This window comes from Rivularia sp. UHCC 0363 (assembly GCF_034931125.1).
Classification (GTDB): domain Bacteria; phylum Cyanobacteriota; class Cyanobacteriia; order Cyanobacteriales; family Nostocaceae; genus Rivularia.
The window spans coordinates 49646-73053 of the sequence record NZ_JAYGHM010000002.1 but is presented as its reverse complement, the minus strand read 5'-3'; the positions used below and the strand labels follow the sequence as shown (position 1 = coordinate 73053).

General features: G+C 37.9%; 22 protein-coding genes. 13 read left to right on the top strand and 9 right to left on the bottom strand.

Going from position 1 to position 23408, the window contains the following annotated elements; translation table 11 throughout:
• Positions 1–18: 18 nt before the first annotated feature.
• Positions 19–609, top strand: a complete 591-nt coding sequence (locus VB797_RS01555; protein ID WP_323235863.1) for a ParA family protein — start codon at positions 19–21, stop codon at positions 607–609.
• Positions 603–863, top strand: coding sequence for a CopG family transcriptional regulator (locus VB797_RS01550; RefSeq protein WP_323235996.1), 261 nt, complete (start codon positions 603–605; stop codon positions 861–863). Before VB797_RS01555 ends, VB797_RS01550 begins: the two co-directional genes overlap by 7 nt.
• A 255-nt stretch (positions 864–1118) precedes the next feature.
• On the opposite strand, the gene VB797_RS01545 is transcribed toward VB797_RS01550, so the two are convergent.
• A complete protein-coding gene (locus VB797_RS01545; RefSeq protein ID WP_323235862.1) occupies positions 1119–1745 on the bottom strand; it encodes a sporulation/spore germination protein in 627 nt (208 codons plus the stop codon).
• Between the two features lie 351 nt (positions 1746–2096).
• Between VB797_RS01545 and VB797_RS01540 the strand changes: the two genes are divergently transcribed.
• The 5 genes from VB797_RS01540 to VB797_RS01520 all read left to right on the top strand — a co-directional run bounded on the left by VB797_RS01540 (position 2097) and on the right by VB797_RS01520 (position 10008).
• The gene (locus tag VB797_RS01540) at positions 2097–3569 is read left to right on the top strand and encodes an integrase (RefSeq protein ID WP_323235861.1); all 1473 of its coding nucleotides are present in this window, start codon (positions 2097–2099) and stop codon (positions 3567–3569) included.
• A gap of 597 nt (positions 3570–4166) precedes the next feature.
• A complete protein-coding gene (locus tag VB797_RS01535) occupies positions 4167–7640 on the top strand; it encodes a PAS domain S-box protein (protein ID WP_323235860.1) in 3474 nt (1157 codons plus the stop codon).
• 191 nt (positions 7641–7831) lie between these two features.
• Positions 7832–8650: a 16S rRNA (adenine(1518)-N(6)/adenine(1519)-N(6))-dimethyltransferase RsmA gene (rsmA, locus tag VB797_RS01530; RefSeq protein ID WP_323235859.1), complete on the top strand. Its 819-nt coding sequence runs from the start codon at positions 7832–7834 to the stop codon at positions 8648–8650.
• Entirely contained in the window at positions 8643–9587 is a 945-nt protein-coding gene (gene ispE, locus VB797_RS01525; RefSeq protein WP_323235858.1) for a 4-(cytidine 5'-diphospho)-2-C-methyl-D-erythritol kinase, read from the top strand. Before rsmA ends, ispE begins: the two co-directional genes overlap by 8 nt.
• A gap of 91 nt (positions 9588–9678) precedes the next feature.
• Entirely contained in the window at positions 9679–10008 is a 330-nt protein-coding gene (locus tag VB797_RS01520) for a DUF3082 domain-containing protein (protein WP_323235857.1), read from the top strand.
• 517 nt (positions 10009–10525) lie between these two features.
• Here the strand turns inward: VB797_RS01520 and VB797_RS01515 are convergent.
• The 4 genes from VB797_RS01515 to VB797_RS01500 form a co-directional block, all read right to left on the bottom strand.
• On the bottom strand, positions 10526–11056 hold the full coding sequence (locus VB797_RS01515) for a hypothetical protein (RefSeq protein WP_323235856.1): 531 nt from the start codon (positions 11054–11056) through the stop codon (positions 10526–10528).
• Positions 11057–11179: 123 nt separating this feature from the next.
• Positions 11180–13333, bottom strand: a complete 2154-nt coding sequence (locus VB797_RS01510; RefSeq protein ID WP_323235855.1) for a dynamin family protein — start codon at positions 13331–13333, stop codon at positions 11180–11182.
• Between the two features lie 147 nt (positions 13334–13480).
• A complete protein-coding gene (locus VB797_RS01505; RefSeq protein WP_323235854.1) occupies positions 13481–13909 on the bottom strand; it encodes a lecithin retinol acyltransferase family protein in 429 nt (142 codons plus the stop codon).
• Between the two features lie 63 nt (positions 13910–13972).
• Positions 13973–14284, bottom strand: a complete 312-nt coding sequence (locus VB797_RS01500) for a hypothetical protein (protein ID WP_323235853.1) — start codon at positions 14282–14284, stop codon at positions 13973–13975.
• On the opposite strand from VB797_RS01500, the gene VB797_RS34920 reads away from it, so the two are divergent.
• Positions 14208–14603 (top strand): type II CAAX prenyl endopeptidase Rce1 family protein, encoded by a 396-nt coding sequence (locus tag VB797_RS34920; RefSeq protein ID WP_416350830.1) that lies wholly within the window; start codon positions 14208–14210, stop codon positions 14601–14603. The two genes, VB797_RS01500 and VB797_RS34920, sit on opposite strands and share 77 nt — an antisense overlap.
• Positions 14604–14627: 24 nt before the next feature.
• Here VB797_RS34920 and VB797_RS01495 read toward each other — a convergent pair whose 3' ends face one another.
• Positions 14628–15392 carry a hypothetical protein gene (locus VB797_RS01495; protein ID WP_323235852.1) on the bottom strand — a complete coding sequence of 255 codons (765 nt, stop codon included), beginning with the start codon at positions 15390–15392 and terminating at the stop codon, positions 14628–14630.
• 593 nt (positions 15393–15985) lie between these two features.
• Here VB797_RS01495 and VB797_RS01490 point away from each other — a divergent pair.
• Together VB797_RS01490 and VB797_RS01485 are read left to right on the top strand one after the other, a co-directional pair.
• Entirely contained in the window at positions 15986–17482 is a 1497-nt protein-coding gene (locus VB797_RS01490) for a cryptochrome/photolyase family protein (RefSeq protein ID WP_323235851.1), read from the top strand.
• Positions 17483–17648: 166 nt separating this feature from the next.
• Positions 17649–17930 (top strand): hypothetical protein, encoded by a 282-nt coding sequence (locus VB797_RS01485; protein WP_323235850.1) that lies wholly within the window; start codon positions 17649–17651, stop codon positions 17928–17930.
• 99 nt (positions 17931–18029) lie between these two features.
• Here VB797_RS01485 and VB797_RS01480 read toward each other — a convergent pair whose 3' ends face one another.
• The 3 genes from VB797_RS01480 to pdxA all read right to left on the bottom strand — a co-directional run bounded on the left by VB797_RS01480 (position 18030) and on the right by pdxA (position 20957).
• Positions 18030–19487: a right-handed parallel beta-helix repeat-containing protein gene (locus tag VB797_RS01480; RefSeq protein ID WP_323235849.1), complete on the bottom strand. Its 1458-nt coding sequence runs from the start codon at positions 19485–19487 to the stop codon at positions 18030–18032.
• A gap of 158 nt (positions 19488–19645) precedes the next feature.
• Positions 19646–19876: a type II toxin-antitoxin system HicB family antitoxin gene (locus VB797_RS01475; RefSeq protein ID WP_323235848.1), complete on the bottom strand. Its 231-nt coding sequence runs from the start codon at positions 19874–19876 to the stop codon at positions 19646–19648.
• A gap of 1 nt (position 19877) precedes the next feature.
• On the bottom strand, positions 19878–20957 hold the full coding sequence (pdxA, locus tag VB797_RS01470) for a 4-hydroxythreonine-4-phosphate dehydrogenase PdxA (RefSeq protein WP_323235847.1): 1080 nt from the start codon (positions 20955–20957) through the stop codon (positions 19878–19880).
• 90 nt (positions 20958–21047) lie between these two features.
• On the opposite strand from pdxA, the gene VB797_RS01465 reads away from it, so the two are divergent.
• The 3 genes from VB797_RS01465 (at position 21048) to VB797_RS01455 (ending at position 23380) form a co-directional block, all read left to right on the top strand.
• Positions 21048–21158, top strand: coding sequence for a PetM family cytochrome b6-f complex subunit 7 (locus tag VB797_RS01465; RefSeq protein WP_323235846.1), 111 nt, complete (start codon positions 21048–21050; stop codon positions 21156–21158).
• A gap of 151 nt (positions 21159–21309) precedes the next feature.
• Complete coding sequence (locus tag VB797_RS01460; protein ID WP_323235845.1) at positions 21310–22293, top strand: SDR family oxidoreductase; 984 nt, start codon at positions 21310–21312, stop codon at positions 22291–22293.
• Between the two features lie 169 nt (positions 22294–22462).
• Positions 22463–23380, top strand: a complete 918-nt coding sequence (locus VB797_RS01455; protein ID WP_323235844.1) for an NAD(+) kinase — start codon at positions 22463–22465, stop codon at positions 23378–23380.
• The last annotated feature ends 28 nt before the right edge of the window (positions 23381–23408 follow it).

The following is a 23408-nucleotide window of genomic DNA, read 5'->3' as shown; positions in this document are numbered from 1 at the left end:
TTTTATAAAGGGGAACAGATGATTATTACTGTGGCAGCTTTTAAAGGGGGTGTAGGTAAGTCTGTAACTGCGTTACACGTTGCGACATACCTGCAAGCAAAGGCTGATACTTTGTTGGTAGACGGAGACCTTAACCGCAGTGCATTAGACTGGTCTAATCGGGGTAGTTTACCCTTTAAAGTTGCCTCGGAGGATGATGGGATTACTTTGGCTGCTTTGTACGAACATATAGTAATTGATACTCCGACTAAACCAAGTTTTAAGGAGTTGAAAAGTATTGCTTGTGGATGCGATTTAGTAATTGTACCGACAACCCCAGATGCTATTGCTTTAGCTGCTACTATGCAGATGGTTGAATTACTTGATAAATTAAAGGCTAATTATCGAATTTTGCTGACTATTGTTCCTCCAAGTCCAAATAAGTCAGGAAAAGAGGTTAAGTTGGCGTTAAAAAATGCTAAACTACCTATTTTTAAAGCAGTAATAAAGCGACTTGCGGTGTTTCAAAGAGCAGCTTTAGAAGGAGTACCAGTTAATGCTGTGAATGACCCTTACGCGCAAGTTGCATGGCGATGTTATGCTGATGTTGGTAAGGAGATTTTATCTTGAATAAGAAGAAAAGTAGTCGTTTTGATGAATTAATTGATGCTGCTCGTTCTCGTCAAACAAGAGATCAGCCGCAATTAGATGAGGAAAAGGTTACTTTTAAAAGTAAAAGTACTGACCCTGGTTATGTTCGTACTACTGTTTATTTACCGAAAAAATTGCATCGTAATTTGAAGTTGGCTGCTGCTGCTGATGAGCGTCAAATGAGTGATATTATGGCTGAATTGGTGGAAAAGTGGCTTGCACAAAAGAGTTAGAAATTAATAAAAGTTAGAAATAATAAATTCTTGTAGGGTTTGTTATACGTAAGACTATATATTGATTTAACGGAGTATTTAAATAGGTTTAATGCACTGATTATATTATTAGTGCTTTGTGGTTAATTTTCACTTACTCAAAATATCGAATTTTTGAAAATCTTCTGTATTACTTATTAGTTAAAAACGGTGCATGACGCTATAAATATTATGAACGTGTTAAATATTTATTTAAGCATCACGCACCCTACTAAATTATAAAACGATTTCTTGACCAGCTTCGGTAAAGCGAACGTCTTTAATATTCCATTTGGGGTTACTTGTTAGAGTTTTACGAAGACTTCCAAATAAAGCAAATTGTTCGCAACTTGAAAGTGAGGTTAACTGTCGTGGGGAGTTGGGTGATAGACGTAAATCTACTGTAGCAATTCCGTTGTTAACGTTAACTCGATAGTTGGAGATGTTGAAGTCTCCGGTATCTTTTTCTGTAATAATTCTACCTACTGCATCTTTTACTGGTTCGTCTACCGATACGGATACTTTTTTAGGCACTAGTTCTTGACATTGTGAGTCGCTTGTGTATAGGGTAATATCTACATTTTTAGAGCTTGCGGTTTTATTTTGACTGGGGGTTTCTGATGGGGGTGTTTGCGTCCCAAGCGGTGCTGTTTTTACGGTTGGGGTTGGGGTAGTAGTAATTTCAATTTGGGGGGTCTGGATTTCGCTGCTAGGGGTGGGTAATGGACTGCTTGCTATGGGGGATTCTGTACTGTCAGGGTTATCAGATGTGGGATTGGAACCACAACTGCCGATCGCGATCGCGATTGCTGATAGCATTAAGGGGAATATATATTTTTTGTTTTGACGGATAATTTTGTTCATAGTATTAAGGCTTATAGCTCCTGAATATTTCTCATAAGTTCAGTGTGAGTTAGATCTATTATGTATCAATTTATAGCTGATACTGCTATATTTTTTAATGTTAATAAGCTGCAATTTTAGGAAGTTTTACTTGCTTGTGCGAATAAATAATCTATAAGTTAAAACAATTTGCTACGTTTGTATACCTAAGCTAACTGAAATCAGATATGAATTTATACTATATCTACTGTTGAAACCATCATTTTTTACAATTCTTGTTAATTTAAGCAGAAGGATATTCAGGTTTTAGTTTCTAATTAAATAAGTAAATACCACTTAAGCTTTTAGTCAAAGATAGTAGTAATAAGTAAGATGTCTAGTAATCAATATAGTAATTACAATCTGCGTCAAGCCGAATGGGAAGGTATCTTAATTGATAAATGGGAACCTTGTAAATGGAAGTTGTGGAAGGCTAAACAGTCAGCGAAAGATGAGTTTATCAAGTTGGAGCGCGAGTATCTACGGATAAAATATAGCGTGACTCAAGCTAATTTGGCTTTAAGTTTAGATGCTGTAAAAGTTAAATTGAAATTAACTAATGGTAAAACTATTGCTTTACAAGGTACTTTTCCCTGTAAACCTGGAGATATTGGTAAGAATAACAGTTCTAATAGACAGTATACCATTTCGTTGGGTTTTGCTGCTAATGATGTAGGTTTAAAAGCTGCGATCGCAAAAGCTAGGAATTTGGATTTGCTGTTGATGACGAAGCAGTTTCAATGGACTGCGGAGTTATTAGGTAAACAAGCGCAGAAGTTGATACCTATATCTGTGGAAAGTGCTGTAAAAACAATTGGGGAATTAATTAATGATTATAGGGAGGAGTTTTGGAAGACTCACGAGAAAAATAGGCAAGGTATCAAAACTTGGGAAAGTCATTATTTACGACATTTAAAGAAGTTACCTCAAGATGAATTTTTAACTGAGGATGCTTTGGAATCTGCTTTGAAGAATACTAGAGCTAATAGTAATTCTCGGTTTTATTTGGCTTGGCAATTAAAGAAGTTTTGCCAGTTTTGCGACTTTAATGGTAGTAAGATTATTGATTCTTATGCAACTCCTTTGCCGCAACCTACTCTACGTAAAATCCCTACTGATGAGGAGGTTGTAAATGGTTTTTCGACTGTTGGAGAGCCGTTATCAAGTCATGCTAGTAAGGATGTAACTAAACCGGAACAGTGGCAATGGTTATATGGTATGTTGGCTACTTATGGTTTAAGACCTCATGAATTGTTTGCTATTGATTTAGAAGCTTTTACTGATACAAATAATAAGTTTCATCTAGTTTATTTAAATCCCAGTTTGACTGAAGGAACGAAGACGGGAGAAAGAAGCTGTGGAATTCCTCCTTTGTATCCTCACTGGATCGAATTATTTGATTTAAAGAATATTAAATTTCCGCAAGCTGGGGGAAGTCTTAGTAATAAAACGGCTTTGATTCATATTAAGTTTAGGAATATTGGTATCGGTTTTAAGCCTTACGATTTGCGTCATGCTTTTGCAATTCGCGGACATCGTTTACAGGTACCAATTAAGACTATGGCTGATTATATGGGACATACGGTACAGGAGCATACGAAGACTTACCAGCGATGGATGAGTGAGGATACTAATTTACAAATTTATCAGGAGGTGGTTATTCACCGACAAGGAACTAGTAAGGAAGCTTTAAAGGAGAGGATTAAGGAGTTGGAAGCAGAAAATTTAAGTTTGAAGGCAGAAAATGAGTCTTTGAAGGGGATTTTAATTAAGCATCGCTTGGGAGAGTTGTTGAATGGGGGATAAAATTCTTGTAGGGTGTGTTAGACGCACGACTATATTATAAGAAAATAAATAATTTTAATTCGTCTAACGCACCAATTATCTTCATGGAAAAAGAGATAATTTTAATTATTCTAATTTCCTTAAGATAACAATGGTGCGTGATGCTATTAGGACTTACGATATTGTCAAAGTCAAGAGGGTGGTGTGTGACATTACTACGTTCAGATTTTTTCATCGCATCACACACGCGACATTTTTTTATAAACCGCAGAGACGCGGAGAACGCTGAGGAAAGAAGGAATAAGAGGTCAAAATAAGAGAAATTTGAGACTATGAAACCTAAAATCGAGTTGTGAGAGCTATTTTACAAATATTTTTTAACCAACTTTGGGGGTTAAAGTCCCCTGCTTCTACAAGCAGCACGTTTTGCGTCGGGGTAAAATCCCCGTTGCAAAACTCAATTACGAATTACGAATTACGAATTACGAATTACGAATTATTTTAATATTCCCTACTCCCTAAAATTTAGATCGAGAAGATGTTGTAAAGGAGGTGCTTTTTGGGAACTATAAGTATGAATTTTATATAAAATAAGCCGCTGTGACGGTTGATGAGACTATGGGAAACAATCTCATTACTATTGATAAAGGTATTTATGAGTCTTTGTTCGTGGAGTTGGTGAAGCTTCGGGAAAGGGTTTCCGATTTGGAGGAGAAGTTATGTCAGCAGGAGGTTGAGTTTCAATATGCTGCTGATAATGTTCCGGGGATGATTTACAAGTTCCAACTGAAGAAGGATGGTACGATGTCTTTCCCTTACGTTTCTTCTAGATGTTGGGAATTCTATGAGTTGGAACCCTCGGAGGTGAAGCAAAATCCTCAGTTGCTGTTTGAGATGATTCACGATGATGATTTTCTCCGGTTTCAGGAAACTATTAAGATATCGGCTCAAAGTTTGCAAAAATGGGAGTCGGAATGGCGAATTATTACTCCTTCTGGTAAACAAAAGTGGCTGTATGGGGTTTCTCAACCTGTAGTTCAACCGGGAGGTGATGTTGTTTGGGATGGTTGTGTAATTGATATTAGTCAGCGTGTTTTAGCGATGGAAGCTTTGCTTGATGGGATGAAGAATGCTACCAGTTGCTTGTTGACGATCGCAAATTACGATATGTCTATTAATACTGCTTTAGCTGAGTTGGGTAAAGCTACTGCTGTGGATAGAATATATATTTTTGAAAATCATTCCCCGAAGGTAATGAAGGAATTATTTTTGAGTCAGCGTTGGGAATGGGTGAAAGATGGGGTGAATTCGGAACAAGATTTTCCTCTGTTACAAAAGCTTTCTTATAACGACTTTTCACCCTTGTGGTACGAACAGCTTTCTCAAGGTAAATCTATTATTACTGTTGAAGATGATTCTCAAGTCCAGGGAAGTCCTTCGATATTTGTTGTCCCCATTCAAGTAAAAGGTAAATGGTGGGGTTTTATCGGCTTTGAAGATTATACAACTTTACGTCAATGGTCGGACGCACAAAAGTCGATTTTACAAGCTTTTGCAATGAATTTGGGTGGTGCGATCGCAACACATGAAACCGAATATGAACTGAAGAAATTAAATAAAGATTTGGAACGTCGGGTTGAGGAAAGAACTTTATTAGCAGTTGAAACTGAAACGCGATTGAACCGTCTTGCTGCTAATGTTCCGGGTATGCTCTATCAATACCAACTTCACCCGCATGGTGATGTCCGTTTATCTTATGTTTCTGATGGTTGTCGCGAGCTTGTTGAATTAGAACCCGAACAAATTCGTCGAAACCCAGATATTCTTACGAGTATGATCCATCCTTCGGATATTGTTGGTTTCAATCAATCGATGGCTGATTCTATCCCAACTTTAAAAAATTGGGAATACGAATGGCGCATAATTACTCCTTCGGGGAAGGAAAAATGGTTGCAAGGATTCTCTCGATTAGAACAACAACCTGATGGTGCGATTTTCTCGGACGGTTGCATAATTGATATTACCCAGCGTAAATTAGCAGAAGCTCAATTCCAGGAACAAGAACAGTTTTTACGTAACGTTTACGATGGTTCGGAACACGCTATCTTTGTTGTTGATATTTTAGAAAATAAAGTCCTTCGTTTCGCTGGTTGTAATCCTGCTTGCGAACGTGCTATTGGTATTAGCAGCGAGCAATTAATGGGTAAAAAACCATCTGAAGTGTTTGGTGAAGTTTTAGGAGAACAAGTACAGCAAAAGTTTATCGAGTGTGTGGAATTATCTGAAACTATAGTTTACGAAGAGTGTTTTAATTTTGATGAAACCCCAAGCTGGTGGTTAACAACTTTAAATCCTCTCAAAGATGTTAATGGTAGAATTTACCGCTTGGTAGGAACGACTTTTGAAATTACCGAACGAAAACAAGCAGAAGAAGTTATTCGCTCCTCGGAACAAAATCTCCGAACTTTATTAGATAGCGTTTGCGATGCGATAATTATTCACGACCTTGATGGAAATATTATAGATGTCAACGAACAAATGCTCCTAATGTTTGGAGTAAATCGTGACGAAGTTACCCAAATGTCGATCGCGGCTGATTTTTCTAGTCCCGATAACCCCGTCGAGGAATTACCATTAATTTGGGAAAAGGTTACAAATGGCGTAATGCCGAAGGCATCAAGCTCCGCTTATCGCCATTTATTCGAGTGGAAAGCTAAACGACCCCACGATAACTATACCTTTGATGTGGAAATCTTTTTACATAAAGTTACCCTAAATTCTCAAGATATCATCTTAGCGAACGTCCGCGATATCACAGAACATAAACGAGCTGAAGCGGAAATCCAAGCGAAACAGCATTTTATTCAACGAATTACCGACTCTTCCCCCAGCACTATCTATATTTATGATTTAGAAAAACAGCAAAATATTTACACGAATCACGAATTAGCTGCAATTCTCGGTTATTCTCGTCAAGAAATCCAAGAGATGGGAAACAACCTTCTTGCTAATACTCTTCATCCAGAAGATTTAGAAAAAGTAGCATCTGGTTTCCAAAAAATTGCTGTTTCTGAAGATGGTGAAATTAATGAGTCGGAATATCGGGTTAGAAAAGCTGATGGTGAGTATTGCTGGTTTTACAGTCGAGATACCGTCTTCACTCGTAACCAAGATGGTAAAGTAACGCAATTTCTTGGTGTTGCTACAGATATCACCGAACGTAAATTAGCTGAAATCGAATTACAAAATACCCTACACGAACTCAAAACTACTCAAGCTCAACTTATTCAAAGTGAAAAAATGTCTTCTTTAGGTCAAATGGTAGCCGGTGTTGCTCACGAAATCAATAATCCCGTAAATTTTATCCACGGAAATATAACTCCCGCAACTCAATACGCTCAAGATTTACTTGGATTACTCGAACTTTACCAACAGCATTACCCCAATCCCCCTGAAGATATCCAAGAGGAAATCGAAACCGTTGAATTAGAATTCCTCAAAGAAGACTTTATCAAAATCTTGAATTCCATGAAACAAGGTACCCAACGCATCCGAGAAATTGTTTTATCCTTACGCAACTTTTCCCGTCTCGATGAAGCTGAATTTAAACCCGTAGATATCCATGAAGGTATTGATTCTACCTTGATGATTCTCCAAAATCGTCTTAAAGCAAAACCCAACTTCCCCGAAATCGAAATCGTTAAAAATTATGCTCCTCTTCCCCCGATTGATTGTTTCCCCAGTCAGCTAAATCAGGTGCTGATGAATATTCTTGCTAATGCGATCGATGCTTTAGAATCGCAAAAATCTCTTTCTACCCCTCAAATCCAAATTCACACCAAACTCCTCGAAAATAACCGAGTCGCAATTCATCTTTCCGATAACGGTTCCGGAATTCCTCCCCAAATTCAATCTAAACTATTTGACCCTTTCTTCACCACAAAAGAAGTTGGAAAAGGTACTGGTTTAGGTCTATCTATTAGCTATCAAATTGTGGTAAATAAACATGGTGGCAATTTATCATTGTTTTCTATCCCAGGAGAAGGAACTGAATTTATCATCGAAATTCCCGTTAATCAAACTAACAATTAAGCTGTATTTCAAATACTTTTTCTCATCTCACCCGTTAGTACATTAGTCTTATTGCTCTGACGAGTGATAGATGAAAACCTGACCTTATTAGTACTGCATTACTATATATCAAACGATAAAAAGTAAGGTAAAAGTAAGAATAGACTTTGAAATGATATCTAAAAAATAATGAATGAAGGGAGATATGGAGAATGAGACCGCGCAAGTCCCTTGCTCAGCATTGGTTACGCAGTGATAAGGCTTTGAATAGTATTATCAAGGCTGCCGATTTACAAAATTCGGACAGAGTATTAGAAATTGGTCCTGGGAAAGGGATATTAACTCATCAGCTTTTAGAAAAAGTAAAATCTTTAGTTGCTGTGGAGATTGACGACGATTTATGTAAGTTCTTAGCTCAGAAGTTGGGAGAGAAGGAAAATTTTTTATTGTTGAATGAAGACTTTTTAAATGTAGATTTACCAGCTTTAGTTAAAGATTTTCCAACCTTTCAAAATCAAAATAAAGTAGTAGCGAATATTCCTTACAATATTACCGGCCCTATTATCGAAAAGTTGTTAGGAAAGATTGGCAATCCGAATCCCCAACCTTACGATTCAATAGTATTATTAGTACAGAAAGAAGTTGCCGAAAGAATTGTTGCAAAACCTGGAAGAACAGCATTTGGAGCATTATCGGTAAGGGTACAATATCTAGCAGATTGCGAGATGATTTGTAATGTACCTTCCATAGCTTTTTATCCCCCACCAAAAGTTGATTCTGCACTCATCAGGTTAATACCACGAGAGAGAGAAATTTTAGCGAAGAATCCCCGTAGATTGGAAACCTTAGTCAAAGTGGGATTTAGCGCAAAACGCAAAATGTTACGAAATAATTTGCAATCGGTAGTAGAGCGCGAGAATCTGACACAATTATTGGAAAAGTTAAGCGTTAATCCCCAAGCTCGCGCCGAAGAATTGAGCGTAAAGCAGTGGGTCAACTTAGCCAACGAACTAGAAAATCAAGATGCGTAGCTACACCTTAATTGCTCCAGCCAAAATTAACTTATATTTGGAAATCATTGGCGATCGCGCTGATGGGTATCATGAGTTAGCAATGATACTGCAAAGTATTGAGCTTGCAGACCAAATAGACCTAGAAGCAAACGGTGTACAGTCGATTCGGTTGCGATGCGACAATAAGCAGATTCCCGTAGATAAAAGTAACTTAGCTTACCGGGCTGCCGATTTAATGGCACAAGAATTTCCCGATAGCTTTGCGACTTTTGGGGGTGTAGATATAACGCTTCACAAACGCATTCCCGTAGCAGCAGGTTTAGCAGGGGGTTCAACAGATGCAGCAGCAGTGTTGGTAGGGATGAATTTATTGTGGAAATTAGGATTAACTAAATTAGAATTAGAAGAACTAGCCGCGAAAATTGGTTCTGATGTACCATTTTGTATCGGAGGGGGAACTGCGATCGCAACTCGTCGTGGTGAGGTACTTTCTTCTTTATCGGATTTGGGAGATATATATATAGTATTGGCGAAGTATCGTAGTTTAGAAGTTTCCACAGCTTGGGCTTATAATACCTATCGCTCCGAGTTTGGCGATAGTTATATTAAGGATAAAGAAAGTTTAGCAGCCCGTGCGAGTGCGGTAAATTCGGGAGAAATAGTTCAAGCAATTTTGCGTCAAGATGTGAAACAAATCGCGCAGAAAATGCATAACGATTTAGAGAAGGTAGTATTACCGGAGTATCCCCAAGTATTGCAGTTGAAAGAAAGCTTTGCGAAATACGACATTTTAGGAACAATGATGTCGGGTAGTGGCCCAAGTGTATTTGCTTTATGCGAATCTAAAGAGAAAGCAGAACAAGTAAAGTTGAATTTGAGAAAAGAGATTCCCGATCCAGATTTAGAATTATTCGTCACCCGGTTGATAACGAATGGGATTCAAGTAGCATCATAAAAAAACCTCACCCCCTTCCCTCTCCTTATTAAAAAGAGGGGTGAAGTTCTTAGGTAGAAGCGAATTTCACCACAAAGATATTACAAAAATCATGACTGAAGAAAAAATCACCGAAACAACCGAGAATCAAGAAGAAAATCAACCGACTCCACTACGTTGCATCATCGGAGCAACCATGTGTGGAGGATTGGGATTTGCGATGTACAAATTAATGATTTCGATCGCGACGACTTTTGCAAATAAACCAGTTACTTCCGATAATCCGATGGTAGTGAGTATTTCTTCAGCAGTGAGAACTTTGGTTGTAGGGGTAGTTGCTTTAGGTACGGGAATATTTGGAATAGTTGGAGTTGGGTTGTTAGCTTTAGCTGTTCAGTTGGTGATTAAGCAGTTGACGACGAAGGATAAGCAGGAAGTTTAGGAAAAATATTAGTGACTAGCGAGCAAGATGCTCGCACTCCAATTACCTATTCTCTACTCCCTTCTTTGAAAATTAACAGCACCTAAAGAAACTAAGGTTTTTCTCTGAGTATTCGTTAAACCAGTAGCTTCTGCGATGTTCATAGATTCGTATAATCTTTATCGTTCCCTTTAATTAATCATTGTCATAGGAATAATAATTTAAATTAATTTATGACCATTAAAATTTTAATAGCTAAAATAATGGAAATTAAAAGTATTAAGCGAGGAAATTTTCGGAGATGTCTAATACTCTAGGACTTACGCACTGTACAAATGACTCATCTTATGGATTAACGTAAATAGGTCGTTTCAGACTTTTATAAACCACTTTTTGCTAGTTGCGATCGCATGGTGCGGAACAGAAAAATCAAGATCAAAGCCTGGGAACCTATACACCTCCGCATGATTTTTTTGTCAATGCGTAAGTCCTATACTCTACTTTAGCCAAAGCCCTAGCTGAATTAGATTGAGCAAATTTATCTGTGTGTTCGCAGGAATATTGCTAGTTCGTCTTCGTACATCTTAATTAATTCCTGCATTGCCTGAATAGTTCGATTTCGTGCTTGTTTGAGATATTCGGCTACATCTTCCTCAGTTTTGTCAATAGCCAAAGGTGTAGTTTGTTTGTAAGTCAGGGCAGAAGTCCCTACACCACATAGTAGCGCCAGCGGCAGAGTTAAAGGCTCTAAGCTTAAAACCGTTTTACTAAGAAGTCCGCTAAGAACAAAAACTGTGAAACCTGTTCCTGCACTATATGTGATGCGAGGATCGCGCGACAACGTGACCCCATCTTTATCCATGACATATTCTTGGAACTTATCTGTCAGCATTTTCTTCCAACGTCGATTCTTTTCAAAGAAGTCATTAAATATATGACTTTCAGCCCCAGTCAACACTTGTCTCGCGTCTTCGGTTAAGTAGTTGAGAACAGTATCTACAAGCAATGAGTTTTTATCAGCAACCATACTCGGCACATATTTACGAACAAGATTTTGAGTACGAGCCAAGTCATCATTTTTTGATAGAAAATAGTTACTGTGAACTTCACTTTTTATCTCTTTAAAGACCTGATTAATATCCTTATCAATCTCATCTCTGGTTCTCTCAAACTGGTTCATGTCAAACTCCTTCTATAACTCCAACGTAATCTTCTTTTTTGCGTCATCAACTTTTTGAAGCTCTTCGTTCACAACCTGCAACATAGATGAGAGGCGTTCAACATCTCTATGAAGTTCTTCAGCCTCTTCTTTTTTATTTCTCAGTATCTCATATGCCTGTTGACGCTCTGATACTATACTGCCAAGCCTTTCCTTAAAAATGGCATCATACTCCTTGAACAGTTTGCTAATCACTTTCGGCATAGCATCAGAAGCTTTTCCAATAGCTGGAACTGCATCTTGTTTCAAATTTTCTATGTATTTTTTATCATTGAACTGCCTGTCCGTTTTGGAAGGTGTCCCTTGCGAAAAACCTCTCGCTCCCCCTGCTGTTGCGCCTATCAATGCCCCAATAAAGATGGCAATAGGATTTGCAGTAGTCAATCCTGCGATTGCTCCGGTGACTGCACCAGCAGCAGCCCCACCCACTGCATTACTTGTCTGATTACCAGGAATTTCAATTGTTTCAAAAGACCGTTCTCTCGCTTTGTCAGCAATAGCCTCAAAACTGATTCGAGGAGGCGTCATTAAATGTTGGCGCTTAAAATCTACCCCTACCTCTTCCATTTTTGTCTCATACGCTACACCCAGATCTGTAGTGTATTTAATCACTTTTTTATCACACTCAGCCTCGAAATCTGAAATATGCTTGTAAACCTCATTTTCATTACGAGAACTCTGCACCAACTTTTGATACACCTCTTTCAAACTCTTAATGTTAGTTTCAACAGAACTATGGCGACCAGTATACTCGTTGGATTTTGATTCAGAGAACTCGCCGAGAATTTTACAATAATCGTCCAGCAGTCTTTTCAGCGTATTGATTTCACGATCAAACTCTTCTGGCCTTCTGGTAGCTTTGCTGTTCCTCAAAGCAATCTCCTGTTCGTAGATACTCCTCTGCTCTTCATAGCCAAGCGCAATCTGCTTAACAATTGAGCGCAGTTGTTGATCCAGTGCTTGTTCTGAGAAATCCCGCAATAACTTCTCCACGGAGGGAAAGTTTGAGTCTTCTAATATGGACTGCTGAATTTTTTGTACATCATCTCCATGACGAACAATATACTTGGCAATGAGTTGTTCAATTTCCTCATCTTTTACTAATTCTTTAATCTGAGTACCTGTTGCCATCTCATCGTAAATCCTTTTGAGCATACTATCTACGGCAACCACTCTTTCGGATTTCACATCAGAGAATAATTTTCGTGCTTCTTCAATGGCTATCTTCACATCCTCTGCTTTTGATTGTGCTTTGTGAGTTAGAAGCATGAAGACATTTTCGATGTCACCTTTTGCGGTTTCTCGAAAAAACGTATCCAATGATTCGCTTGCAATGTTCTTTATTGGATGTATAACAACGGCTGCGTTGGCATCACGCATATATTTGAAAGTGGTCTGCTGAATTCCGCCACGCGCATTAACACCCGGTGTATCTACAATACGCAAGTCAGTAAACTTGAAGCCAAGCGGACATCCGATTGTGATTTGGGTAGCAATCCTCGATAGATCTCGATAGTCTTCTAAATATTTTTCTACCAGATGCTTGAACTCTTCTTTCGGCAGGTTGTAGGGATTGTCTATGGATTCCAACAGGCCTTCAACATCCTGATCCGTAATTTGACTCTGGTTTTTTTCTAGCAAACAATCATTCAGTTGTCCAATTGGTAGTGACCGATACTCATTAGGTAGGGAGGCAATTTCACGTAGCTCTTTCTGAATAGATGCAATGCCACCATTTTCCGATATCTGCTTTTTTTCTCGGTAATCTCCATACTTGACTGTTAAATATAAATGAGCTTTTCCCTGTTCGTCATCCTCATCATAATATGTGTCTACAATTTCGATAATGCCGCTAGTACACTGCAAGATTCCGGTGGGCAAGAGAGGCTTCTTAATTAACCCATTAATAAATGCGGATTTCCCAGACTTGGATTCGCCAATAACCGCCAACAAGTATTTACTTGCCTCTAAACTTGCAACGTTTTTAGTCAACTTGTTTAGTTCTTCCTTTGAGAGACTATCCTGTTGCCCCCAGGTCTTTTGAAGCTCTTCTCGATTCCTCTCGTATCGCTTGAATAAATCAAGCACCGCAAATCGTAACTGTTTATGCTGCTCTGTTTCAAACATAAATTTTCACTCCTAGTTCTTGTTCCACTGTTCCACAATGAAAAGCTTTCGGCATTAGTAAGTAGAACCAAACTATAGGTTCTTTCCGTGTTCCGATACAGTTGGTAAGAGAGCTAACTACAAGGATTAAGCTTCAACTTGCTTCCACTAACTTCCAAATAACTTCCTTATCATTAGTGAAATGGCATCTTCACCTGTAGTTTGTGCTGCCATCTGCGCGCTTTTATGAACATCTTCGACTTGTTCACTTCTAATCTCTCCAGTCTTGCACCAAGTTGCTAAATGCTCACAATTCAGCGTAAGCAGATCATATGACTTCAACGATCCTTCTCTTTGATGTTTGTGACAGTCCATAGCTCGCAACACAACAATATCAGGCGGATCAGATGATTGATGCCGAATTACCTTAATCGTACCGCCCTGAGCAAAGTCTTCTATAGATGTTCTATCTACAATAGATTTATTGCCGAAGCTATCTTTCCTAAAGTGAACTGCACTACCATCTCCCATGTCGATACCATGATGATAAATAATGCCTCCATATCTTGCCACGCAAATGTGATCACTTTTTGCCATTAGCTTTGACCCTCCAGATACGATTGTTACAATCTTTACAAGTAATCATAGTATACGTAAATCTTATGGTGACTTATCTTTCAATATTATTTTATAATTCAAAGAACTAAGTAATAGTTTCGTAAATCTGGCTACAAAAATCATGATATCTTCACTAAATGAACTGGTTTCTTTAATAAAATTTCGTCTAGTAAATTCTTTTTTAACTCTCCCAAGCGGGAATGATTGGGTTTGGACAGCTATCCTTCTGCTAATTTTTTCTTTAGTTGTTATACCGCTAGGTTTCAAGCTTAAATTTTTGAGAACTGAGATTCCCAACATTTCTTCGACAGTTATATTTCGCTTAACTTTAATAACCTTACTTTTTCCTGCCACAGCAGAAGAATTATTTTTTCGCGTTCTATTATTACCGCATAAAACTGAGCAAGCACCTCTAACGTATCAATTGATTTCCGCAAGCATTAGCCTAATACTATTTATTATTTACCATCCGTTGAATGCTGCTTTTTTTATTCGGAATGCAAGAACAACATTTAGTAACTTTGTCTTTCTCACTTCAGCAGCGTTTTTGGCTATTGTTTGTACTATTGCATACTTAAAAAGTGGTTCCATTTACCCTCCTGTAATACTTCATTGGGTATTTGTATTAGGTTGGCTTTTAGGCTTAGGGGGATACCAAAGGCTTTATAGCTAACCCCAATAATTTTTGGGAGAAGTGTTAGCTATTTGTGAAAACTTGAATGAATCTATTTATATTAGAGGATTTCGTTAACTTTACTATGTCATCTGACACATAGGGAAGAAACTCTACTTCTAACTCAGTTTTCTCAGATTTTAAATTCTGGCTGTTAATCTTAATGCGATAAAGTCCTCCAAAAACAGTGACCAATTCATTATTAGTATAAGCTTCTATCATCGCAGTCTCCGAATCAAATTCGATAACCATTGCTCCTAAAAGTTTTAGTGTTTCCTGACAGCAATTAATAGTATTTTTAAAGTCAGCTTCTACAAGTAATAAAGCTTTTTTAAATAAGAAGTGACGCGCATCATTGGGATTATTTCCCAGTCTCCTGTAAGCTTGAGCAAAAGCAATAATATAAAAACAAAGAAAGAGGAAGTTTACAATAACGATTACATTTACTTTCACTCCCCAGAATATACCTATTGCTCCAAAGTCACTCAGTGTGACGTACTCAAAGCCGAGGCGATACAGCAATGTATTCACCACTATAAAGAGAATACCTATTAGTAACAGCAAAATACCAATCAAAAAATTTCTTCTAACTTTTTTCCAATATCTCACATCTACTGGTTTTCGGATAATCTTTAGAACTCTTAGAGGTGAGCTTCTCTTTTTTTGTAGTAAACCCCTTAACTTTACAGCAACATCAGCTATAGCTGTCAGAGCGGGGGGAGTTGCAGCAATAAAGGCAGCAATAATGCTTGCTACGGCTGTAATGTTAGGTTCAGGACTAGTTGCCATTAAAATTTAACAAAATACTTTAGAGGAATAGGGTTCTGAGAGCGTACAGATTTGGTAGATAAAGAGAAAATAAATACAATGGAAGTCAAACAAAAAAACAGTGATTTGAATTTATTCAGGTTCTTCCGCTAGTTTTATGGAGAATTAATACATTACAAGAGTATAAATTATACTGATTACTCTCAGTTATTATACCTTACTGTATAAAAATTTTATCCTTGAAATATGTCATAGAGCATAAAGATATTGTAAAAAGACGATAAAACTACTGAATTTTATTTAAGAAAACTGATATTCTTGGCTGTCCAGTGCAAATAATCTCGGCTCAATACCATATACGTTCATCAGTGACGAAACACGGAGGGACACCAGCAATTCTCATTTTGAAACTAGATTCGGAATTTCTGGCTTGTAACACACGATTTCGTAAGTATCGGCAAGGGATTATCCAAGACAATATCACGGGCTAACCATAGGGGAGCAAGGCGATTTTGTGAAAGCAACCACTAAAATTGCGATCGCCAACCAATAATTTCAGTTTTTTTCAAATAAGAAATACATTTACTTAAAAAACTACTCCCCACTCCCCAATCATGACAACAGGTATCTGGATATTAGGCGATCAACTATATTCAACACAATCAGCTTTACAAAATTGCAACAACCCCTCAGAAGTAGCAATTATCTTCATCGAATCCTACTCCCACATCAAACAACTTAGATATCACAAGCAAAAACTGGTTTTAATCTGGTCAGCAATGCGGCATTTCGCGGAAGAATTGCGTCAACAAGGTTATTCAGTAACTTACGAAATAGCTGAAGATTTTCAAACACCACTCGAATCATGGGTAAAAGAAAATCAAATTGACCAATTACAAATAATGACTCCCAACGACAAACCTTTTCTCAACACAATAGAAGATTTAAAATTACCTTGCGATATCAACTTACTTCCCAATAATCATTTTTTATGGAGTTCCGAAGAATTTAATAACTGGGCTAAAAATCGCAAGCGTTTGTTAATGGAAGACTTTTATCGGGAAGGAAGAAGACGTTTCGATATTTTGATGGAAGCAGATAAACCCATTGGGGGAAAATGGAATCTTGATAAAGAAAATCGCAAACCACCCAAAGCTAAATTAAATACTCCCGAACCTTTATGGTTTGAAGCAGATGAAATTACCCAAGAAGTAATTCAACTTGTTGATTCTCTTGATATACCCACTTATGGAGACTTAAAACAATTTCGTTGGGGAGTAACTCGTTCCCAAGCATTAAAAGTATTAAAATATTTCATAGAGATTCGCTTACCCGATTTTGGACCATATCAAGATGCGATGGTAACAGGAGAAGAAACAATGTGGCACGCTATGCTTTCTCCCTACATAAATCTTGGTTTATTGCAACCCTTGGAAATTATTCAAGCAGCAGAAAAAGCTTACCACGAAAATCAACTTGCATTAAATAGTGTAGAAGGTTTTATCCGTCAGGTGTTGGGATGGAGAGAATATATGCACGGAATTTATCATCATGTTGACGAAGATTATTCCCAACAAAATTGGTTTGAACATAACAAACCACTACCCGAATTTTTTTGGACTAGTGAAACCAAAATGAACTGTCTGCATCAAATATTAACCCAGGTGATGGATACAGGTTACGCTCATCATATTCAAAGATTGATGGTATTGAATAACTTTGGATTAATTGCCGGAATATCACCGCAAGAATTAGAAACCTGGTTTCACGCAGCATTTATCGACGCTTACGACTGGGTAATGCAAACCAACGTCATCGGTATGGGACAATATGCAGATGGTGGTTTACTCGCATCAAAACCCTATGCAGCATCCGCTAACTATATTAATAAGATGAGCGATTATTGTAAAAGTTGTTATTACCAGCATTCAAAACGCACCGGAGAAAAAGCTTGTCCCTTCAACTTCTTATACTGGGATTTTCTCAACCGACATCGGGATAAATTGAAATTTCAGGGAAGAATGAACTTTATATTGAAGAATCTTGATCGGATGACTCCTGAAGAATTAGAGATGATTCATACTCTAGCAGAAATGGTAGATAATTTGTAATTTATTCGTTAGTCCACTTTACCCACCCACTCGCGCATTTTAAGTGAAAAAAACAGATAATTTTGCAATAATTTATTTTTGAGCCATTATATAAGTTTTAAAAACAAAATCAAACTTGATAGGCTAAAAACACAGCCCTACTTAAAACAAGCAGAAAAATAATTCAATGACAGAATCAGAAAACATTCCAAAACCAAGACCCAAGCCACCAGTAGAAAAGAAATTCCAGCCAATCACTGTGGTAGACTGCAACACAGACAAACCGCGCATTTTCACCCAATGCTATAAATGCGACCAACCCTTATTAATTCAAACCCATCACGATGGAACCGAACCAGTAGACCAGAAAATAGAATGTCCAACCTGCGGTAGAATAGCATTTTTTGCTCATGCACCCAAAATAGCTGCTGTAATGCCGTTAGGAGATGCACCTACAGCTAGTAATTGACTTTAGTCCGGCTAGCTTAAGCCCCCCGGATGAATCTAAAATCCAAAATTGATTGACCCCCACAGGGGGTTTTTTTGTATCCCCACCATAGCTAAGTCTTTAATCAGAAGGCAAACCTTTTTTCAAAGTCACCGCATTGCTTCCAAAATTCAATCCATCAACTTTATTTACCAGACCGACTTTAGAATTATAAGCTTTATTCCCAGCAACACGAAATTTCACATATTGCATGCTTTGTCCATATAAACTAATAGTGTTTTCAGCATTTACAAAAATATTGTCGGTCAGTGCAACATTAATTAGCTTTTTTTGCTCTCTCATTCCCAGAGCTACACCGTTACAACTCACAATAACATTGTCATAAAACTTCAGATTTTCAACCCCATTTCCATTCGGACCAAGATTCATCGCATTGCCGCAATTACTGAACTTGTTATGATGAATGCTAATATCTTTAGTAGGCTTTTTCTTCCCACCCCAACCTTCTATCCAAAAAATACGATGCTTGAATCCACTAAAAGTATTTTCATAAAACTCCGCTCCTTTAATTCCTAATTCTAATCCAGACATATCGTCAGTTACACCCGGATTTGCGTGCAATTTATTTTTATAGAAAACTAAGTTACCTGTTGCTGCAATCTCTTTATCTTTATTCCATTGATTTATCAATGAAACCCAGGCATTTAAATCATTATTATAAATCTTATTCCCTTCTTGTAAATCCCAAATTTCAATAGAAGCCGATTTATTAACTGGTTGATTTTTTGAACCTATAATATTAATTTTGTTATTATATATTTGAGCGTTCCGAATATTACTAGCAACACTTTTAATTCCACCACCTGAATTTTCTTCTATATAGTTATCATGAATAAGTAAGCCATTCACACCCATAAATCGAATTGCTCCAGCAAAATGTTCATTATTATTGCCTTCTCTACCAGAAGCATTGATAAATCGGCAATTACTAATTTCATTATCTGAACCAGAAATATCAATTCCAGCATTATTCAGATTTATAAAAGTAATATTTTCAAACAAAGAATGCTCTCTACCCCAAGCACGAAAGCCTAAGTGAGCTTTATCTTTTCCATCTATATTAAAATTCCGAAAAAACTGATATCCATCACCTTTTTCATCCTTAAAATCCTTAGCTTCAAAAAGTACACCATCATAATTTTGACCTGGTATGATAATAGTTTTTTGTCCAATACCTTCTAAACTCACCTGCGAAGGAACTGTTATCATGCGGTTAACTTCAAACCTACCCGCACCCAACTTAATTAAAGTGTTTGGTTTAGCAACTTGAAAAGCTTTCTCTAAAGTTAGTAACGGTTTAGTTAAACTACCATCACCAGCCTTATCACTACCGTTAAGTGCAACATGAATCACATTTTTTGGCTTTGCAAAGGTTAGTACTGTCTGGCTATTCTTACTAGAAACACTAACAACTTTTTCCCTTTCAATAACAGTTGGTGTGGTAAGACTTGTTCGATCTCCCAAACAACCATAAAGCCCCGTCATAACAAAAACAGATAAAAATAACTGACGAAACATGGTAAAATCACTTTTGCAAAATGGATAAGTAAAATATAGATTTTCCTTGTTAATAATTCCTTAACCAGTTATTAAGATAAAATTATCTTTTTTCAAAAATAAGTGTATTTAGAATTTTGTTTCTTTTTAATTTTGGGAAAGAATTAAATTGAGAATATTTATTTCTTTTTCTTAGTTTCTCTATTACACCACCGATCGGGTTTTCCATGTTTTTCTAGGACGTAAAGATATCCTTTAATCGTATCTTTGATATTTTCAACCGCTTCATCCAACGTTTTACCTTGACTGACACAACCAGGAAGTTCGGCAACTTCTGCAACATACCCTCTTATTTCTGAATCGAACACGATACTAATTAACCTTTCTAAAATAGAAGCGATCGCACTCACTCTATCTATTTCCCAACCTCACAGATACCAACTCACTACCCAAATCAATCGCTGCTTTCATACTCGTAGCATCAGCAATTCCCTTACTAGCAATATCAAAAGCCGTTCCGTGGTCGGGAGAAGTTCTCACAAAAGGTAATCCAATCGTAGTATTAACAGCTCTATCAAATGCCATCAACTTTACCGGAATTAAACCTTGATCGTGATACAGCGCTAAATAACCATCCGCTGGATTTTGACTTTTTGATTCAACTCCAGAATTACCGTACCAAGCTTGTCCCGGTTTCACCCACATAGTATCCGGTGGAATCGGACCTTCTAAAATTAAATTCTTCCGCTTTTTCCGCTCCGAATCCAACCAAGCAATCAACCAATCAGCTTCCTCACGTCCTAATTGTCCCCTTTCTCCACTGTGGGGATTTAATCCCGCGATCGCAATTCTGCCATTTTCGATCCCAAAATCTAAGTCCAAACATTCCACCAGTAAATCAAGCTTCTGCGTCATCAACTCCGGTGTCAGCTTTTGCGGGACTTGACATAATGGTATATGTGTGGTTGCAAGCAAAGTACGCAGAGTCCAATTAGTGTGTGGTGAACGAGCCACAAACAACATTCCAAACTTATCTACACCAGCCTTTTCAGCCAAAAGTTCCGTTTGTCCTGGATAATTATATCCCGCAGCCTTCCAAGCAGATTTTGCGATCGGTCCAGTAACAATCCCATCAAATTTACCTGCTAACGTGTGACCTATAGCCGCTTCCATATAAGCAAAACTTGCCGCACCACTTGCCGCATTCTCAACCCCAAGAGTAATTGCATCTTTTATATTGCTATCTAAACTGACATCCAAAACCGATAACTCGGCAGGATTGACCAATTTAATATTCTCATTTTGCCGTAAATTGGTATAATTTTTTAAAAGTAAATCTCGGTTTCCAACTAGAGTTAAATCGCAACCTTGACCAACCTCAGAATCAGCTAAAGCCTTAAGAATAACTTCCGTTCCAATCCCCGCTGGGTCTCCCAAAGTCAACGCTAAACGAGGGCGACGCTTTACATTATCCTGATTTAATTGATACATGATAATTGTTAATTGTTAATTATTAATTGGTTCAAGACCGCTCTGGTAAACTTAACTTAATCAATCATTCACAAACAAGGAGAATTCTCAATGGGCGGCGAAATGTTTAATGCAGCTATTTTATCCTTCGGCTTAATATTCGTTGGCTGGGCTATAGGTACTTTGTTACTTAAAGTTCAAGGCGCGGAAGCTGAAGAATAATTGATTGAAAAGCGCTACACTCTTGGCTAGAGACTTATCAAGCAGTCTCTGCCATCAACCAGTTGTAATAAATTTTGCTTCACTTTTGCTTTAAAAACTAAATAGTAATAAAATTGTTTTAATAAAAGTTAACATTTTTTAATCAAACCCGATGAAAATATTGATAGTGGGTGCCACTGGGACCTTGGGAAGACAGATAGCTCGTCATGCTATAGATGAAGGTTATGAAGTGCGCTGTCTTGTCCGAAGTGCTAAAAGAGCGGCATTTCTTAAAGAATGGGGTGCCGAATTAGTACCCGGAGATTTATGTTATCCTCATACTTTTGAAGCAGCACTTGATGGAGTCACCGCAGTAATTGATGCCGCAACTTCTCGTCCGACCGATTCCATGAGTATTAAACAAGTGGATTGGGATGGGCAAGTAGCACTAATTCAAGCAGCGGTAGCAGCTAATGTTGAGCGTTTTATCTTTTTCTCAATATTGAATAATCAAAATTATCCGCAAGTACCCTTGATGGAAATCAAGCGATGTACTGAATTATTTTTAGCAGAATCCGGCTTAAACTACACAATTTTACAATTAGCTGGCTTTATGCAAGGTTTAATCGGACAATACGGTATTCCTATTTTAGAAGCACAGCCAGTTTGGGTAACAGGAGAATCTTCCCCCGTTGCCTATATGGATACTCAGGATGTCGCGAAATTTGCGATCAGGGCTTTACAAAGAGAAGAAACCCAAAATAAAACCTTTCCTGTAGTCGGAACTCGTGCCTGGAGCGCTCAAGAAATTATTAATTTATGCGAACGTTTATCTGGTAAAACCGCCAGAATAACGCGGATGCCATTAAACTTACTGCGTACCATTCGTAATATAATTCGTTTCTTTCAGTGGGGATGGAACGTATCCGATAGACTTGCTTTCACAGAAGTTTTAGCCAGCGGAAAACCATTAGATGCTTCAATGGAAGAGACATACAAAGCTTTTGATATAGATAAAAGTGAAGTAACTACTTTAGAATCTTATTTGCAAGAATATTTCAGCAGAATTACGAAAAAGCTTAGAGAATTGGATTATCAACAAAATAAAGGGAAGAAAAAGAAAGAAAAGAGAACCCCGTTTAAACAGTCTTCTTAAAAGACAGTAGGGAGTAGGGAATAGTTAGGAGTTGAGAGTAAAAAATCAAGAATTATCTATCAAATGCCCAATTCCTAATTCCCTTTTGAGATAAAGTGTGTACTAGATACACATTTTGTGTAACTATTGGTTTAATTAAAAACGTCTTCTTTAATTTGGATATTTGAGCGTGCCGAAAGCAGGCATTATATATAATGATGAGAAACCGATAGCGGGTCGCATCGCTGTCGAATTAAAAGAACAGTTCACCGAGAAAGGTTGGGATATATGTGTCACCACGGGTATCGGTGGAATTTTGGGTTACTCGACTCCGCGAAGTCCCGTATGTCATACGCCGATAGACGGTCTTACACCCCCCGGCTTCGATTCATCGATGAAATTTGTAATAGTACTTGGGGGAGATGGGACGGTTTTAGCTGCGTCTCGGCAAGTCGCACCTTGCGGCATTCCCATACTAGCGATAAATACTGGTCACATGGGCTTTTTGACAGAAGCTTACGTGAATCAATTGCCTCAAGTCGTAGACATCGCTTTAGCGGGTAATTACAGTATTGAAGAACGAGCCATGTTAGCCGTTAAAGTATTTCGTCAAGAATCAGTACTCTGGGAAGCTTTGTGCTTGAACGAAATGGTGCTGCATCGCGAACCTTTAACCTCAATGTGTCATTTTGAAATTGCGATCGGTGGTCATGCGACGGTTGATATTGCCGCAGATGGAATAATTGTTTCTACTCCCACAGGTTCCACAGCTTATGCTTTAAGCGCTGGTGGTCCGGTAATTACCCCCGGTGTAGCCGTACTTCAGCTAGTACCCATTTGTCCCCATTCCCTAGCGTCAAGGGCTTTAGTGTTTCCAGATAGCGAACCAGTTAATATCTATCCGGTAAATTCAGCCCGATTGGTAATGACAGTTGACGGTAACGGTGGATGTTATGTTTTACCAGAAGACCGTATTTATATACAAAAGTCAGATTACAGCGCTCGTTTTATCCGCTTGCAATCACCCGAATTTTTCCGAATATTGCGAGAAAAGTTAGGTTGGGGTTTACCTCATATTGCCAAACCTACGTCTGTGGAAATTCCTTGAATTTTTTATAAGGTATTGGCGATCGCAA